Below are 16,816 nucleotides of genomic sequence, written 5' to 3'. Positions count from 1 at the left end.
TTGTGCATGTAAGAGTTCTAAAAAAAAAAAGAAAATATGGGGAAACAGACAGCATTTTTGGATGTGCCTCGCCAAGAAGCAGGTTACCGTCCGATACATGACAGAATACACGATTTCGGAGAAGTAGAGCAGACACTCAACACCGGAGACCGCCGTCGTCAGGCATCGCGCTGCATGGACTGCGGTGTGCCTTTCTGCCATTGGGCATGCCCTTTGGGAAACAAGGCACCAGAATGGAATGATGCCTTGAGCAAAGGCGACTGGGAACTTGCTTACCGTTTGCTCAGCAGTACAAACCCTTTCCCGGAGTTCACAGGACGCATCTGTCCTGCCCTTTGTGAGAAAGCCTGCGTGCTCAATCTCTACGACCATCAGCCGGCAACCAATCGCGAGAACGAGGCGGCAATCACAGAGATGGCTTTTCAGGAGGGCTTCATCGATGTGCGCCGGTCTGAACGCAACGGCAAGCGTGTGGCGGTCATAGGTGGCGGTCCTGCCGGACTTGCAGCTGCCCATGACCTGAACCTTATGGGGTATGCAGTGACGGTTTTTGAGAAGAATGAGGCGGCAGGCGGACTGTTGCGTTATGGCATTCCGAACTTCAAGCTGAACAAGGAGATTATCGACCGCCGCATAAAGCTCTTGGAGCAGGAGGGGATAGAGTTCCGCTACAATGAGGAGGTTGCTCCGGAAGCCGTTGCCGGGGAGCTTGACGCTGTCATCCTTGCAACAGGGACTCCGCAGGCACGTGACCTGAATGTTCCCGGACGCGAACTCAAAGGTGTGCATTTCGCCCTCGAGATGCTTGCACAGCAGAACCGTGTCCTGGCAGGAACGGAGTTCACAAAGGAAGAGCGTGTCACGGCGGCAGGGAAGAATGTCCTTGTCATCGGTGGTGGCGACACTGGTTCCGACTGCATAGGGACATCCCACCGACAAGGGGCACTGAGCGTGACGCAAATAGAGATTATGCCTCGCCCTGTCGATGGACCTGATGACCCGAAGAATCCTTGGCCTGATTTTCCGCGCACCTTCAAGACAACATCAAGCCATGAGGAGGGTTGCCTGCGGCGTTGGAACATCAACACGTTGGAGTTCATTGGCGAGGAAGGATGCGTCACCGGTGTCAGGGTGCAGGAGATAGACTGGCAGCCGAATCCGGAAGGCGGGCGTCCGCTTATGGTCGAAAAAGGCGAGCCGGAGGTTATCAAGGCTGAGCTTGTGCTCCTTGCCATGGGATTCCTCAAACCGGAGCATCATCAGTATCCGGAGAATGTCTTCATCTGTGGTGATGCCGCTTCCGGAGCTTCCCTTGTTGTGCGTGCCATGGCGAGCGGCAAGCAAGCGGCATTGCTGGTTGATGAATACCTGAAATCAAAGTGATTAATCCATTGTAGAACCCACATAAACACGTTTAAGGTATGGAAAAGATTGTTGTCAAGAGACGTTGGATAGTGCTGATGACCGTTATCACCGTCATCGCTTTCGCAGGACTGTTTGCTTCAGAACCGACATTCGAGGCTGATTGGTCAAAGATAAACGGAGCGGATGTGTCATGGCTCATAACCGCCACGATATTCGTGCTGATGATGACTCCCGGACTGTCATTCTTCTATGGAGGAATGGTTGGGGCGAAAAATGTCATCTCCACCATGCTCCAGAGCTTCATTGCCATGGGACTCATCTCGGTCCTTTGGGTGGCGGTAGGCTTCTCGCTCTGTTTCGGTGACGACATTGGAGGAGTCATAGGCAATCCCTTGTCGTTCCTTATGTTCCAAAATGTCGGTGCAGACACCTATGTCACACCGACAGGCAAGGTCTTGGGCGGCGCGACAATCCCATTGGCTCTCTACGCCCTTTTCCAGATGAAGTTCGCCATTATCACCCCTTCGCTTATCACCGGTTCTTTTGCAGAGCGCGTAAGGTTCTCAGGATACATGTGGTTCATGGTGTTCTTCTTTTTCCTCATCTACTGCCCTTTGGCTCACATGACATGGCATCCCGACGGGCTGTTCCTGAAATGGGGCGTGGTTGACTTTGCCGGCGGCATTGTCGTGCATGCCTCAAGCGGTGTGGCAGCCTTGGCGGGAGCAATATTCCTCGGTCGCCGTCAGCGCAGCACGCAGAAAGAGGAACCGGCAAACATCCCTTTCGTCCTTCTTGGCGCGGCAATGCTTTGGCTGGGCTGGTTTGGGTTCAACGCCGGCAGTTCGCTGCATGCTGACGGGCTGGCGGTGAAGGCTTTCCTTAACACAAACACAGCTTCTGCCACAGCGATGATGACATGGATATTCTTCGACTGTCTCCGTGGGCGCAAGCCTTCGGCAATGGGAGCGGCGGTGGGCTGCGTGGTCGGTCTTGTGGCAATAACACCTTCTGCCGGCTATGTAACGGTAGGGCAGAGCATTTTCATCTCATTTGTCATCACACTTATCTGCAACACAGCAGTATATTGGCGTGCACAGTCCAGCATAGACGATGCACTTGATGTTTTCCCTACCCACGGAACAGGCGGTATCTTCGGCACGGTGCTTACAGGCATCTTTATCCGGGAAGGGCTGGTGGCAGGCACATGGGACGGCTTTGTGGTATTCCTTTACCATCTTCTGGCGATAGTGATTGTCTTCGTCTACACATTCGGCATGAGCTATTTCGGCTATTGGCTTATCGACCGTCTGATTCCGATGCGCGTCTCCCTTGAGAGTGAAAGGGTAGGCCTTGACCTTTCGCAGCACGATGAGCATTACGGACTGGCGCATATCGGTGAGCGCGAGCTTGCCGAGTATGAGGAGCATATACGTGAAAAGAACAAACAATAACATAAAATATGAGCAAATATATTTTTGTGACGGGTGGTGTCGTCTCGTCGTTGGGCAAGGGAATAATCTCTGCCTCCATAGGAAAGTTGCTGCAGGCGCGTGGCTTCAGGATTACGATACAGAAGTTTGACCCGTACATAAACATAGACCCGGGCACGCTGAACCCTTACGAGCATGGCGAATGCTATGTCACTTCCGACGGCATGGAGACAGACCTTGACCTCGGGCATTACGAGCGTTTCACGGGAATCACCACTACACGCCATAACTCGCAGACAACCGGGCGAATCTACCAATCGGTCATCGAGGCGGAGCGCCGTGGCGATTACCTTGGCAGGACGATACAGGTGGTGCCGCATATCACGGACGAGATAAAGCGCAGGATGAAATATTTGGAGAAGGACGGCTATGACTTCATCATCACAGAGATAGGCGGAACGATAGGCGACATAGAGTCCGCACCGTTCCTGGAGTCCATCCGACAACTGAAATGGGAGCTTGGCAGGGATGCGGTGACGGTTCATCTTACTTATGTCCCTTATCTCAAAGCCGCCGGAGAGCTGAAGACAAAGCCGACACAGCACAGTGTGAAAGAACTGCAGAGCGTTGGGATACAGCCGGACATCCTTATCCTGCGCACAGAACTGCATCTTGATGACAACCTGCGCCGGAAGGTTGCGGGCTTCTGCAATGTCGCTTTGGAGTGCGTGATACAAAGCGAGGACATGCCGAGTATCTACGAAGTCCCTGTCAGCATGCAGCGGCAGGGGCTTGACGCTGCTATTCTCAGGAAAATGGGAATACCTGTCGGCGAGACTCCGGAGCTTGGACCATGGAACCGCTTCATCGAACTTCGCAAGCGTGCAAAGGAGGCTGTGCGCATCGGACTTGTGGGAAAATATGCTTTGCAGGACGCATACAAGAGCATCTGCGAGAGTCTTTCGCATGCTGCCACATACAATAACAGGAAGGTGGAGATAACATTCATCGACTCGGAACATCTCGACATGGCATTGCTGGAGCGGCAGGACGGGCTGGTGATTTGTCCGGGATTCGGGCAGCGAGGGACGGAAGGCAAGGTGGCTGCCGTCAGATATGCCCGTGAGAATGATGTCCCGTGCTTCGGGATATGCCTTGGAATGCAGATGATGGTCATCGAGTTTGCGCGTGACGTCCTTGGGCTGAAGGACGCCGACAGTACGGAGATGGCGAAGACGAAGCATGCTGTCATTGACCTTATGGCCGGCCAGAAGGACATAGCAAACCTTGGCGGCACTATGCGCCTCGGTGCTTATGACTGCGAGCTGGAGGCAGGGTCGCGCATGGAAGCCATCTACGGAGAGCGACTTATCCGTGAGCGCCACCGCCACCGCTATGAGTTCAACAATGACTATCTGTGCCGTTTCGAGGAGGCTGGAATGAAATGTGCAGGCAAGAATCCGGAGACTTCCCTTGTCGAGATTGTCGAGATTCCTGAGCTGCGTTGGTTTGTCGGGACACAATTCCACCCTGAATACCAAAGCACCGTGCTTAATCCTCATCCGCTGTTTATGGACTTCATAAAAACGGCAATAGGGAGATAGGAAAACAGGGGATTTCCTCAAGCCAAACAAAAGGTAACCTTTCGCCATGTGAAAGGTTACACTTTGCCTTGTAAAAGGTTACCTTTGGCAGGGTGAAAGGTTACCTTTGACTATGATAAAGGATAATTACAAGAAATGGAACAACTGAAACACGAGTGCGGCATAGCAATGGTGCGCCTTCTGAAGCCGCTGGAATACTACGAAAAGAAGTATGGGACAAGGGCTTATGGTCTGGGAAAGCTCTACCTGATGATGGAGAAGCAGCACAACCGCGGTCAGGAGGGGGCAGGCATTGCCTCTGTCCACCTTGACGCTGTTCCGGGGAAGGAGTACATGTTCCGTGAGAAGGCACAGGGCAAGGACGCCATAACGGAGATATTCTCACGTGTTGACGAATCGTTTGCCGGTGAACTGCTGATGGGGCATCTGCGCTATTCGACCACAGGAAAGAGTGGGCTGACATTCGTACATCCTTTCCTGCGCCGCAACAATTGGCGCGCGAAGAATCTTTGCCTGTGCGGAAATTTCAACATGACGAACATTGACGAAATCTTCCGCAAACTCACGGCGCAAGGGCAGTTCCCACGCATATACAGTGACTCGTATATAATGCTTGAGCTTATGGGACACCGGCTTGACCGTGAGGTGGAGCGCAATTTCTCGGCAGCGAAGGCGGAAGGACTGGAGGGAATAGGGATAACGGACTACATCGATGCGCACATGGAAATCGGGAATGTCTTGGAGACGACGATGAAGGACTTCGACGGAGGCTATGTTGTCTGCGGACTGACAGGTTCCGGAGAACTCTTTGTTATGCGTGACCCGTGGGGCATCCGCCCTGCGTTCTACTATCATGACGACGAACTTGTGGCGGTGGCATCCGAACGTCCGGTGCTTCAGACGACATTCAACCTTGATGCGGAGAGCTTGAAGGAGCTTCTTCCGGGCAATGCACTGTCGATAAGGCGCAACGGCGAGATTGCTGTCTCGGAAATAATACAGCCGAAACACCTCGCACCATGCAGTTTTGAAAGGATATATTTCAGCCGTGGGAACGACAGGGACATCTACCGTGAGCGCCGTTGTCTTGGCGAGCAACTTGTGCCTGCCATAACAGAAGCCTTGGGTGGTGACGTGGACAATACGGTCTTTTCCTTCATCCCCAACACAGCCGAAGTGGCTTACTACGGCATGCTCCACGGATTCATGAAGCAGGGGCACGATGTCCGCTTCGAGAAGATAGCGTGGAAGGACATAAAGCTGCGCACATTCATCACCGGAGGCACTCTGCGCAACGACCTCGCTGCCCATGTCTATGATGTCACTTATGGCATAGTGCGTCCTTACGAGGACAATCTCGTGGTCATTGATGACTCGATTGTGAGGGGGACGACCTTGCGAGAGAGCATCATAAAAATCCTTGACCGTCTGCATCCGAAGAAGATTGTCATTGTCAGCAGTTCGCCACAGATACGCTATCCCGACTTCTACGGCATAGACATGGCACGAATGGAGGAGTTCATCGCTTTCCGTGCCTGCGTCTCCTTGCTGGAAAGGCGTGGCATGAAGCAGCTCATCGAGGATGTTTACACGCAGTGCATGAAAGAACTTGAGAAGCCTGCAGGGGAGCAGTCGCTGCCTGTCAAGGAACTTTATGCCGCATTCACCGTGGACGAGCTTAACGAGGAGATGGTCAGGCTGCTGCGCACGGAGGATGTCTCCACACCGATTGAGCTTGTCTTCCAAAGCCTTGAAGGACTTCATGCGGCATGTACGGAACATGGCGGCGACTGGTATTTCACCGGCAACTATCCTACTCCGGGTGGCATACGCTTGTGCAACCGCGCGTTCGTAGACTGGTTTGAGGAGAATTGTGCGGCTCCCCGGTGATAGTTATCATGCCAAACGAACCATAATCCCCAATCGGCAATCAGGCATTATGCCGGCTTAGCCATGAAACAGCTGCTTATGGTCTGATTGCCGATTCGGGGTAACATCTTTGCTTTGGGTTACGTAAGTTGAATATTCTGATACGCAGTAACCCGACGGGTTGCTGTTCCGTGAGGAATGGCATCCCGTCATTCTTTTTGTGGTCTGTTTGCTGTCTTGTTGGGATTTGTGGCAGCAAAAAAGCTCTTCCGATGCTTTTTGGCTGCAAAAAATGTGCGGAAAATATTGTGCGAATGGAAATTTATTATTACCTTTGCAACGCATTTGCGGCAGTAGCTCAGTTGGCAGAGCATCAGCTTCCCAAGCTGAGGGTCGCGAGTTCGAGCCTCGTTTGCCGCTCTTTTTAATGAGCATGTCTCTTATGTTTAAGGGACATGCTCTGTTTTTTTATGGCAGCTGATTGGAGTACTGTCTATTATTTGCCTCAGAGTGTTCCATAAATAAACAGCACCTTTATAGCCGGTCTATAAAGGTGCTGTTTATTTATGTGGATAGATGCAGAATGGTATTTGGACTACTCATGGCACGACAGAATATGTCAAACTATTGCAGGTTGAAAAAATATTATTACTTTTGTATCACATTTTTTCCAACAGTCGCATGGATTAGTTCAATGCTGCGTCAAGGATAATCATCAGCAGGAAGCCGGCGGTGAACCCGATAGAGCCGAGATTGGAGTGGGAGCCTTGCGATGCCGTAGGGATAAGCTCCTCTACCACGACATAGAGCATTGCTCCTGCTGCAAACGCAAGCAGGAAAGGCATAAGCGGAACAACAGCGGAGGCAAGCCATATCGTGAGCAGTGCCGCTGCCGGCTGAACCACACCGCTAAGTACTCCGATGATGAAAGCGCGGTTTTTGGTGTTGCCTGCGTCACGCAACGGGAGTGACACGATAGCTCCCTCCGGCACATTCTGTATGGCAATGCCGACAGCCAGTGCAAGTGCTCCTGCCACCGGCATGCAGGCACTGCCTTCCGCTACGGCTGCAAACGCCACACCGATAGCCATTCCCTCCGGAATGTTATGGAGGATAATGGCAAGCACAAGTTTCCATGTGCGTGACATGTCGCAATTCAGTCCTTCGTATGATGAATCGTTTCCGTGCTGATGCGGTATGATACTGTCCATCACCAGAAGGAATGCCACTCCTGCCGTAAAGCCCAAAATGGCAGGCATGGTGCGGCTCACGCCTTCCCCTCCCGACATGTTCATGGCAGGAATGAGCAGTGACCAGACAGCAGCGGCTATCATCACGCCGGCTGTGAAGCCCATGAATGCTTTTTTCGTGAGTGGTGGTATTGTGTCCTTTATCGTGTAGACAAATGCGGCTCCGATTGTCGTTCCTATGACAGGGATAATAAGTACTGAAAATAATGCGCTCATATAGTTCTGTTTTTTTGTTTCAGACCACAAAGATAGTGAAACTTTTCAATAGCATTCTCATGTTTTAGGTTTAAATTAAATCAGTTAAAGTTTTTTGTTTTTATGTAGCAGCAATAAAGATGCGAAAGATAGGGTGAACAAAAATAAAATTAAATATGTGGGATATTTTTTTGATATTCATATTTTTTTATTAACTTTGCAATCGAAATGGATTCGTCCATTTTATAACATATTAATACACGAGGCGTTATGTCTTCTGCTTGTGAATGAGAAGCGTCGGAAACTTACTCAAGAAAGCAAGAGAGGTCGTAACTGTCTCCACGTCGTATGGCGTGGAGCTGTTATTTCCACATCTACTTTCAAAGGTAATCCGACCACCTTCATTCATAGGCGTGGCATAGCAGCCCACGCCTTTTTAATTTATAACGGTCGACCGGGCTACAAGACCACCAAAAAGTAATGCAAATGAAAAGAATTATTTCCTTAGTTGCAGTCCTTATGACAGCGATTGCCAGTGTTTTAGCCGAAAGTAATGTCTACGTGTTCTTAAAGAGCATGTATAACACTGACACCTCAATTACTATCAATGGTACAGAGGTATGTAAACTTAACGGTTCCATCACTAAGACGATGAACGTACCAGGTGGAACAATGGAAAAGCGTAATGGTTGTTACCATAAAATAGTGTTAGACGGGGAAGGCAAAATCCTTCTTACCGGAACATTACTGTTCACCGTGCCTAGTAACGGTAACGTAAACACTTACAAAGGAGAAATTTCACTTGACGTTGCCGATGGTGAAACATACTATTTGGAACTTACTAACAAAGGCATCCACGATATGCAAATAAAAGAGGTTAAAGAAAAAACAGCTTCTAAATGGATGCAGAAATGGCAAGATTTAGGTGGTGTAACATTTAACGTTGCCGATGGTGAAACATACTATTTATGGTGAAACATACTATTTGGAACTTACTAGCAAAGGCATCCACGATATGCAAATAAAAGAGGTTAAAGAAAAAAGCTTCAAAATGGATGCAGAAATGGCAAGATTTAGGTGATGTAAAATTTAACATTTAACATATGAGAATTACTATACTGTCAATACTTGTAAATCTGTGCTTACTTCTGCAGGCACAGATTTATAACTACCCAATTCCAATTTCTGCGACTACGACGCATGTTACTGAAAAAAACGGTAAAGGGATTTTTGTTGCGCAAAAAATTAAGGGCAAGATTTCAGGTTCTGGACTTTATCAAGGAAAAGATGAAAGTATTTATATCGGAGATTTCAAAGATAAAGTATTTAATGGCACAGGAATGTTTATAGCCTCCCCTGAGGAGAATATATCCAATTGCCCCAATGCAACTGTCTACGTTGGTCGATTCAAAAATGGAATTAAGAACGGAAATGGTATTTGCTATAATTCAGCTGGCGAGGCCATCTATATTGGTAAATTTTTAGATGATGTTCCCATTGATAACTATGGAGACAGTGTAGTTTCTCCAATAAAATACTTATCGGATGCTAAAACTGAAAAATTTTACTATATAGGTGAATTTTCTTCTGATTTGCCGAATGGCTTTGGTGCCATATTCTTTCAAAATGGAGATTTGTTAATTTCAAAATTTAAAGACGGCGTCTGTGATGGTATCTGTATTTATTTAGAAACTGACGGTAATTGGACTACGGAAAATGTCAGTAGAGACGAAATTTCTTTTATATCTTCATCTCGAGAATATGCCTCATATGTACAACAGTCTAAATCTGAATGGAACGCAGCTTGGAAAAAGGCTTTAGGTTCTTGGGAAGATTGGTCTGCAGCCTTTGCCAATTTATCCAATCAATTACAACAAATTTCAGATTCATCCGGAAGTAGTTCGTTATCATATTCTTCCAATAATGCTATAGAGGGCGGGAATAGCAGGAATTCCAAATCGTCTGGAGGAAATACCAAATATAATATGTCGGAACAACGTGCATATAATTCAGATAAATCAACATATAGTAAATACGACAGTATGCTTGCAGCTGCTTTCGCAGGAAATAGAAATGCCTCCCCCTCTGAAATCTCTCAATGGCAAAACAAAATGAAATCGTTAAGAAAGAAATGGGAAGCAAAAGGAAGAAGTTTTCCTCACTCAAACAATGAAGACCGCTAATGGCAGTTGTCTTTTGCCGCACAATCGGTTGGTTGTAGTTTTATGCTAATCAACCGATTTTTTTTACACACTTACCTATTTTGTTTGTGTGTAAGTGAAAACAAGCCAAATGCTTGCAAATTGTCAGATATGCAGGTGTTTTTGTAAACTAAAACAATAACGTATGTTAAAAAACGGTTGATAAAACAAAAGGTAACACTTGACATTGCCAAGGGTTACCTTTCATCAAGTGAAGCGTTACCTTTTATAATGCCAAAGGTAACACTTCATTTTGTCATTTGTTGTCTTTTGGATTTTATGCCAATAGATTTTACGCTGCTTACCATTTCAGCTTGTCGATGCTGAAGACAGGGCCGTCCTTGCATACGCAGACATTTCCCTCCTGAGTGTCTTCCACACAGCAGAGGCAAGCTCCTACGCCGCATGCCATTTTGTTCTCAAGGGAGACCTCGCAATAGACACCTTTCTCCCTCGCAAGTTTTGCCACGGCAACCATCATCGGTTTCGGGCCGCAGACACTTATCTGGCTGAAATTGTGAGTGTTCCATACGGAATGGTTTGTCACAAAACCTTTTTCGCCCTCCGAACCGTCCTCTGTTGTGACAAGAACCTCACCGATGGCGCGGAAATTGTCCAGTTTGAGAAGGTCAGACTTTGAGCGTGCGCCAAGCAGGAAGACAGGTGTGCCACCGTTCTTCCTTATCACTTCACCGGCATAGAGCAACGGAGCGACACCTACACCGCCACCGACAAGAAGCACGGAATAGTCTTTTTTTGCGTTTTCCTCACAGTCAGGAGCTACGGTAAAGCCGTTGCCGAGTGGGAGAAGTATGTTAAGCATGTCGCCCTCTTTCAGTTTTGCAAGCGCGTGTGTGCCGTCACCGACAAGTGCGATGAGAAGCCAAAGCTCGTTCTTCTCATAGTCAACATAATGGATAGAGATAGGACGGCGCAGGAAAGTTGTCTTTGAGCCGTCGACACGTATCTCCACAAACTGCCCCGGAGCCATATCGGGGAGTGGGGCATTGTCGGTAAGTTTGATGAGGATATATTTCTCGTTGATGCGTTCAACGCATTTCACTGTAAGGTCTAACAAGTGTTTCTGTTTCATAGCACTCCTATTATTTCGTGAATGTCCTTTATTCCGTGGTTGTCAAGCCACAGGTTTATTCCGTCCTTTACCTTCTTTGTCACGGCAGGGTCGAGGAAGTTTGCCGTGCCGATTTCTATTGCCGTAGCACCTGCCATAAGGAACTCTATGGCGTCCTCTGCAGTGGATATGCCACCAAGTCCTACTACCGGGATGCTGACAGCCTTGCTAACTTGGTAGACCATCCTGAGTGCCACTGGCTTCACGCATGGGCCGGAGAGTCCTCCTGTGCCTATGGAAAGATTGAATTTCCTCTTTTCGATGTCTATGCTTGTGCCCATCAGTGTGTTGATGAGTGACACGCTGTCCGCTCCTTCCGCTTCGACAGCCTTGGCAATGTCAACGATGCTTGTGACGTTTGGCGAGAGTTTTACGATGAGAGTCTTGCCGTAGGCCTTCCTCACAGCCTTCACAACGCTTGCCGCACCCTCACAGGTCACACCGAAAGCCATGCCGCCGTCCTTGACGTTAGGGCAGGAGATGTTAAGCTCTATGGAACGGATGTTCTCGAGTTCTCCCACACGTGCGGCGCACTCGGCATAGTCTTCAGGTGATGAACCGCTGACATTGACAATCATCTGTGTGTCGATGTCCTTTATTTCCGGATAGATATGCTCGCAGAAGTAGTCCACGCCTTTGTTCTGAAGTCCTACACAGTTGAGCATACCCTGTGCCGTCTCCGCCATACGGGGATAGTCGTTGCCCTGTCGTGGTTTGAGGGTTGTGCCTTTGACGATTATGCCTCCAATCTCTTCGAGGGGCACAAGGTCGGCAAATTCGAGGCCGTAGCCGAATGTGCCGCTGGCAGTCATGACCGGATTCTTTAGTTCCAGTTTGCCGATGTTGACATTGAGTTTTGCCATTCGATTGTATCTTTTTCTTATGTTTCTTAGGTGATAATTGCGCTCGGTTTGTACAACTTTTGATAAGTTGAACTGCACCTCGGCAATTCTGAGCAAGCTCCGACTGCGCTCGGTTTGTACAACTTTTGATAAGTTGAACAGCACTTTGTCCATTCTGAGCAAGCTCCGATTACGCTCGGTTTGTACAACTTTGTAACAAAATTACTAAAATAATCCTAATCTTCCAAAGAAAATGGCAGAAAACTGACAATAATGTGCATTATTCAGCGTTTAGCATTTAACTGTCGGTGCATGATTGCTGTCTGTACAGTCACTATATACAATAATGTATAAGAAAACCATCATACTATGCATATACTGACCATTCTTGTTGCTATCTTGGCGATTCTTTTGCCGAAGCCTTTGTCAAAAGGTTCTGAAATGATTGTCAAGCATAAAGCATATACGCTGAGTTACAACAAATCGCGCAACACTCCGAATTGGGTGGCTTGGACTTTGACGGCGAATCATACCGACGGCCCTGTGCCAAGGGCAAGCAAATTTCTTGCCGACCCAATGATTCCTCGTGCCTATCGTGTGGAATATTATGACTACAAGGAGTCAGGTTATGACCGTGGCCACATGTGTCCGGCTGCCGACAACAAATGGAATGCGCAGGCAATGAAGGAATGCTTCTACATGTCGAACATGTGTCCACAGGACCCGGCGTTGAACTCCGGCTCGTGGGCAAGTCTGGAGAAAGCCTGTCGCCAGTGGGCGAAGACGGAGGGGAAGATTTACATTGTCTGCGGTCCGGTGTACAAGAACCGCAAGCATGAGCGCATTGGTGTGAGCCATGTCGTGGAAGTTCCTGACGGTTTCTTCAAGGCTGTGCTTTCTTTGCGGAAAGGACATGAGAAGGCAATCGCATTCTATTATGCGAACAATTCCAAGAAGCAGCCTTACCGCCATGCATGCACAGCAGTCGACAACATAGAGGCTCTTACAGGTCTTGACCTCTTTGCAGACCTTGATGACAAACTGGAAGCAAGACTGGAGAGGCGTTGCAACATCAATGATTGGAAATAATTCGATGGTCAGATGCCATATCAGAAGATGTGGCTTGTGGCAAATAAAATACAGAACAATTAAAAAGACATTACTATGAAACACTTTCCTCCTTCAGAACTGCCTATCAATGCTGACGGCAGTGCTTTTCATCTTCATCTGAAACCTGAGAATCTTGCCGACAAAGTAATATTGGTCGGTGACCCGGGACGTGTGGCAACGGTTGCCGCACACTTTGATTCTATAGAGGCAGAAGTGGCAAGCCGTGAGTTCCGCACTATCACAGGCACATACAAAGGCAAGCGGATTACGGCACAGTCCACAGGTATCGGTTGTGATAACATTGACATTGTTGTGACCGAGCTTGACGCTTTGGCGAACATAGATTTCACGACACGCATGGAGAATGAGAAGTTCCGACAGCTGACTCTTGTGCGTATCGGCACTTGTGGCGGTTTGCAGCCTGAGACACCTATCGGCACTTTTGTCGCTTCATCTAAAAGCATCGGCTTTGACGGACTGCTCAATTACTATGCTGGGCGTGACGAAGTCTGCGATCTTGAACTTGAAGAGGCGTTCGTGAAGCACATGGATTGGTGTGCAAAGAAGGGCGCTCCATACGTTGCCACTGCTTGTCCGGAACTCATAGAGCAGATAGCCGGCGAGGACATGGTGCGTGGCATCACCATCGCCTGTGGCGGTTTCTATGGTCCGCAAGGCCGTCAGATACGTTTGGGCATACAGGACCCGAATCAGAATGAGAAGGTTGAGTCTTTCCGTTATGGTGATTTGAAGGTCTGCAACTTTGAGATGGAGTCATCGGCGCTTGCAGGTTTGGCCTCTCTTTTCGGTCATCGTGCCATGACATGCTGCATGGTTATCGCCAACCGCTATGCCAAAGAGATGAACACTCAGTACAAGAACAAGATTGATGACCTTATCCGCCTTGTGCTTGACAGGATTTGACAAGCAATGATTTCCTTATTGGTTTTGCAGTGAAATCAATAAGGTTTTGCAACAAAACCAATAAGGAAACATTCGGGAAGAGACAAAGATGAGAAATGAGTCTGCCACCGTTTCTTGTTTCATGTATAGTGAGATAAGAAATGGTGGCAGACTTTTTCGTTTGTTTTTTATTGCTTCATGCTCAGCAGGAACTCTCTAAGCACTTTGCAGGCTACGGCAGTCGATATGCCTGAGGTGTCAAGATTCGGGGCAAGTTCGTTGATGTCTGCACCGACAATGTTGCAGTTTGAGCATATTTCGTAGATAGCTTTGCGGAGTTCATCGAATGTCACGCCGCTCGCTTCCGGTGTGCCTGTGCCGGGGAATACTGACGAGTCGAGCACATCAAGGTCAATGGTGAAATAGACAGGCGTGCCTTTTGGCAATGCTGTTCCTTTGTCATTGCAACCGTTCTCGCCGTCATTGCCATGGACAATGGTGTCAATGTCTTTGAGAGAGAACGGATGAAGGTCAGTGTGTCCGGCACGTGCAAACTGCCATTCCGCACGTTCTCCCGAGCGTATTCCGAACTGATGAATCCTGCCGTCGCCAATGATGTCATGGCAGCGGCGTATGACACAAGCGTGCGACAACTGCACTCCGAGATAATCATTGCGAAGGTCGGCATGAGCGTCAAAGTGTATTATGTGCACATTTGGATAGCGTTTTGCCACCTCACGGAAAGCACCGAGGGTCACAAGATGCTCTCCACCGAGCATCAATGGTACCTTTCCGTCCTCAAGAATTTCGGCAGTATGCCGGGAGATAGCGTCAAGAGCCATCTCTGCCGAACCCATCGGAAGCTCCAAATCGCCGGAGTCAAAGACAGCAATGCCGTCATATTCTCCTTTGTCATTAAGGTCAACAAGGTCGCGGTCAAGATAAGGAGAGTAGGTTTCTATGCCGTAACTCTCATGCCTCATTGCAGCAGAGCCGAACCGTGCGCCGGGTCTGTAACTCGTTGTGCTGTCGAAAGGCGCACCGAAGAGCACCACTTTCGCATCCTCGTATTCGGCATCGCAGCCGATAAATGTCTCTATGTTGTGTTTCATGTGTTATTCTGTTGTTATACAAGTGTTTATGCGGAAATTTGAAAATGTCAATACTTGAATGACGAACCACCGACAAACTCACGCATGATTGATGTCGGAGGAATCTCCTTGTCTGACACCGGAGTGAAATAATGGATGAATTTCAGCAGCCTGTGCGCCTCGGCATACTCCGGACAGTTCTTCGGAACGGAACGCAGAATAGGCTCGGCATGGTTGCGAAGTATGGCGAACTCTATGCTCAATGCTGAGTTGAACATCACGTCGGCATTCTCCTGATAAGGGAAAATCCACTTTTCCTCGGCTGCACAGACATTAGGCCACTGCTTTATAGTCTCACGTGCCGAGAACGCCCCCTTGTTGTAATCGCGGATGATACGTCTCAACAGGCGGTTGTCACGTGTAGGAATCCAGTTGTGGTCGTCAAGAGAAACATTGGTAAGTGCGGAAGTGTAGATTTTGTATTTGTTGCTTTCCGGAATGTTCTCTGTCAGGCGCGGGTTCAGCGCGTGTATTCCCTCGATGATAAGGATATGCTTGTCCTTTATGCGCAGCTTCTTTCCGTTCCATTCACGCATACCGGTAGTGAAATTGTATTCCGGCACTTCCACCTCCTTTCCTTCAAGAAGCTGCACAAGATGCTCACCAAGGAGCTTGTGGTCGACAGCCTCGAAGTTGTCAAAGTCATACTGCCCGTTAGGCAGAAGCGGAGTGTCCACACGGTTGACAAAGTAGTCGTCCGTAGAGAAAGATATTGGTCGCAGTCCGCAAGCAAGGAGTTGTATGGACAGACGCTTGCAGAATGTTGTCTTTCCCGAGCTTGACGGGCCTGTGATAAGCACAACCTTCAGGTCCTGCTCCCTGTACCTCTGTTCTATCTCCTCTGCAATCTTGACAATCTTTTTCTCCTGCAACGCCTCCGAAACCTGTATCAGTTCCGGTGCTCTTCCGTTTTGGCAAGCCTTGTTTACGTCACCGGCATTGGAGAGGCGCATAATGACATTCCACTTCACCTGCTCCTTATAGACATCGAAAGTCATAGGCTGCGGTATCATCTCCGCCAGTTGTTCCGGATTATTCTTGTCAGGAACGCGCAGCAGCATGCCCTCGCCGTACTGTTCAAGCCCGAAGACTTTCAGATAGCCTGCCGACGGAACCAATGCCCCATAGTAATAGTCCACCGTGTCGCCAAGAGTGTAATAGTCGGTGTACACCTTCTCCGAAGTCTCCAGAAGCCTCACCTTGTCGGTGAATCCGCGCTCCTTGAATATGCGGATAGCCTCTTCCGTAGGAGCTTCGTTGCGTCGGAACGGCATATCAAGGCTTATGATTTCCTGCATCCTTTGGCGCACTCTCTCAACCTCCTCGACAGTAAGTCCGCGCTTATTCTCAGGGCTTTTTGCCGTGATATTCTTGAAATTCCTTACGAAATTGCAGTAATAGCCTCGTGAGATAGGATGCTCGATGAAGAGTTTGCAGCCCGGGAACACATCCTGTGCGGCTTTGTAGAGCACGAAACACAGTGAGCGGATGTAGGCACGCATGCCGCTGGGGTTGCATACATCCACAAATTCCACGTCACGGTTCTGCCACAACCTGAACTTCAGTCCTTGCGATGTGTTGTTGACTTTGGCTGAGACCACAGGATGTTTGAAGTCAAGCCCGAACTCCGGGAATATATCCAGAAGGGAGCTGCCTTCGGTGAAACTCTTTGTCTGATTGTTGTTCGTACAGCGTATTTGCAACATTTTCTTTCTGGGGGTTAAGTAATATTTTATGCAAAGTTACAAATAATTCCGAAAT

General features: G+C 48.6%; 13 protein-coding genes and 1 tRNA gene. 9 read left to right on the top strand and 5 right to left on the bottom strand.

Annotated elements, in window-relative coordinates; all coding sequences use genetic code 11:
* Nucleotides 1–36: 36 nt before the first annotated feature.
* The 5 genes from HPS57_RS03775 to HPS57_RS03755 all read left to right on the top strand — a co-directional run bounded on the left by HPS57_RS03775 (nucleotide 37) and on the right by HPS57_RS03755 (nucleotide 6,691).
* Nucleotides 37–1,383, top strand: a complete 1,347-nt coding sequence (locus HPS57_RS03775) for a glutamate synthase subunit beta (RefSeq protein WP_172180282.1) — start codon at nucleotides 37–39, stop codon at nucleotides 1,381–1,383.
* Nucleotides 1,384–1,421: 38 nt separating this feature from the next.
* Entirely contained in the window at nucleotides 1,422–2,819 is a 1,398-nt protein-coding gene (locus HPS57_RS03770; RefSeq protein WP_216653368.1) for an ammonium transporter, read from the top strand.
* Between the two features lie 8 nt (nucleotides 2,820–2,827).
* Nucleotides 2,828–4,402: a CTP synthase gene (gene pyrG, locus HPS57_RS03765; RefSeq protein ID WP_172180280.1), complete on the top strand. Its 1,575-nt coding sequence runs from the start codon at nucleotides 2,828–2,830 to the stop codon at nucleotides 4,400–4,402.
* A 135-nt stretch (nucleotides 4,403–4,537) separates the two neighbouring features.
* Nucleotides 4,538–6,292 carry an amidophosphoribosyltransferase gene (locus tag HPS57_RS03760; RefSeq protein ID WP_172180278.1) on the top strand — a complete coding sequence of 585 codons (1,755 nt, stop codon included), beginning with the start codon at nucleotides 4,538–4,540 and terminating at the stop codon, nucleotides 6,290–6,292.
* Nucleotides 6,293–6,618: 326 nt separating this feature from the next.
* Nucleotides 6,619–6,691: transfer RNA gene (locus HPS57_RS03755), tRNA-Gly, on the top strand.
* A 266-nt stretch (nucleotides 6,692–6,957) separates the two neighbouring features.
* On the opposite strand, the gene HPS57_RS03750 is transcribed toward HPS57_RS03755, so the two are convergent.
* Nucleotides 6,958–7,737, bottom strand: a complete 780-nt coding sequence (locus HPS57_RS03750) for a ZIP family metal transporter (protein ID WP_172180276.1) — start codon at nucleotides 7,735–7,737, stop codon at nucleotides 6,958–6,960.
* A 465-nt stretch (nucleotides 7,738–8,202) separates the two neighbouring features.
* Between HPS57_RS03750 and HPS57_RS03745 the strand changes: the two genes are divergently transcribed.
* Both HPS57_RS03745 and HPS57_RS03740 read left to right on the top strand, forming a co-directional pair.
* Nucleotides 8,203–8,691, top strand: coding sequence for a hypothetical protein (locus HPS57_RS03745; RefSeq protein ID WP_172180274.1), 489 nt, complete (start codon nucleotides 8,203–8,205; stop codon nucleotides 8,689–8,691).
* 128 nt (nucleotides 8,692–8,819) lie between these two features.
* Entirely contained in the window at nucleotides 8,820–9,899 is a 1,080-nt protein-coding gene (locus HPS57_RS03740; protein ID WP_172180272.1) for an MORN repeat-containing protein, read from the top strand.
* 319 nt (nucleotides 9,900–10,218) lie between these two features.
* On the opposite strand, the gene HPS57_RS03735 is transcribed toward HPS57_RS03740, so the two are convergent.
* Together HPS57_RS03735 and HPS57_RS03730 are read right to left on the bottom strand one after the other, a co-directional pair.
* Nucleotides 10,219–11,010 (bottom strand): dihydroorotate dehydrogenase electron transfer subunit, encoded by a 792-nt coding sequence (locus HPS57_RS03735; protein ID WP_172180270.1) that lies wholly within the window; start codon nucleotides 11,008–11,010, stop codon nucleotides 10,219–10,221.
* Nucleotides 11,007–11,912 carry a dihydroorotate dehydrogenase gene (locus HPS57_RS03730; protein WP_172180268.1) on the bottom strand — a complete coding sequence of 302 codons (906 nt, stop codon included), beginning with the start codon at nucleotides 11,910–11,912 and terminating at the stop codon, nucleotides 11,007–11,009. Before HPS57_RS03730 ends, HPS57_RS03735 begins: the two co-directional genes overlap by 4 nt.
* 348 nt (nucleotides 11,913–12,260) lie before the next feature.
* Between HPS57_RS03730 and HPS57_RS03725 the strand changes: the two genes are divergently transcribed.
* Nucleotides 12,261–12,980: a DNA/RNA non-specific endonuclease gene (locus HPS57_RS03725; protein WP_172180265.1), complete on the top strand. Its 720-nt coding sequence runs from the start codon at nucleotides 12,261–12,263 to the stop codon at nucleotides 12,978–12,980.
* Nucleotides 12,981–13,055: 75 nt separating this feature from the next.
* A complete protein-coding gene (locus HPS57_RS03720; protein ID WP_172180263.1) occupies nucleotides 13,056–13,925 on the top strand; it encodes a nucleoside phosphorylase in 870 nt (289 codons plus the stop codon).
* Between the two features lie 167 nt (nucleotides 13,926–14,092).
* Here HPS57_RS03720 and speB read toward each other — a convergent pair whose 3' ends face one another.
* Together speB and HPS57_RS03710 are read right to left on the bottom strand one after the other, a co-directional pair.
* Nucleotides 14,093–15,016, bottom strand: coding sequence for an agmatinase (gene speB, locus HPS57_RS03715; protein ID WP_172180261.1), 924 nt, complete (start codon nucleotides 15,014–15,016; stop codon nucleotides 14,093–14,095).
* Nucleotides 15,017–15,063: 47 nt separating this feature from the next.
* Complete coding sequence (locus HPS57_RS03710; protein WP_172180259.1) at nucleotides 15,064–16,761, bottom strand: nucleoside kinase; 1,698 nt, start codon at nucleotides 16,759–16,761, stop codon at nucleotides 15,064–15,066.
* Nucleotides 16,762–16,816: the final 55 nt, after the last annotated feature.

This window comes from Palleniella intestinalis, assembly GCF_013166595.1.
Lineage (GTDB): Bacteria > Bacteroidota > Bacteroidia > Bacteroidales > Bacteroidaceae > Prevotella > Prevotella intestinalis.
This window is presented reverse-complemented; position numbering and strand designations above follow the sequence as displayed.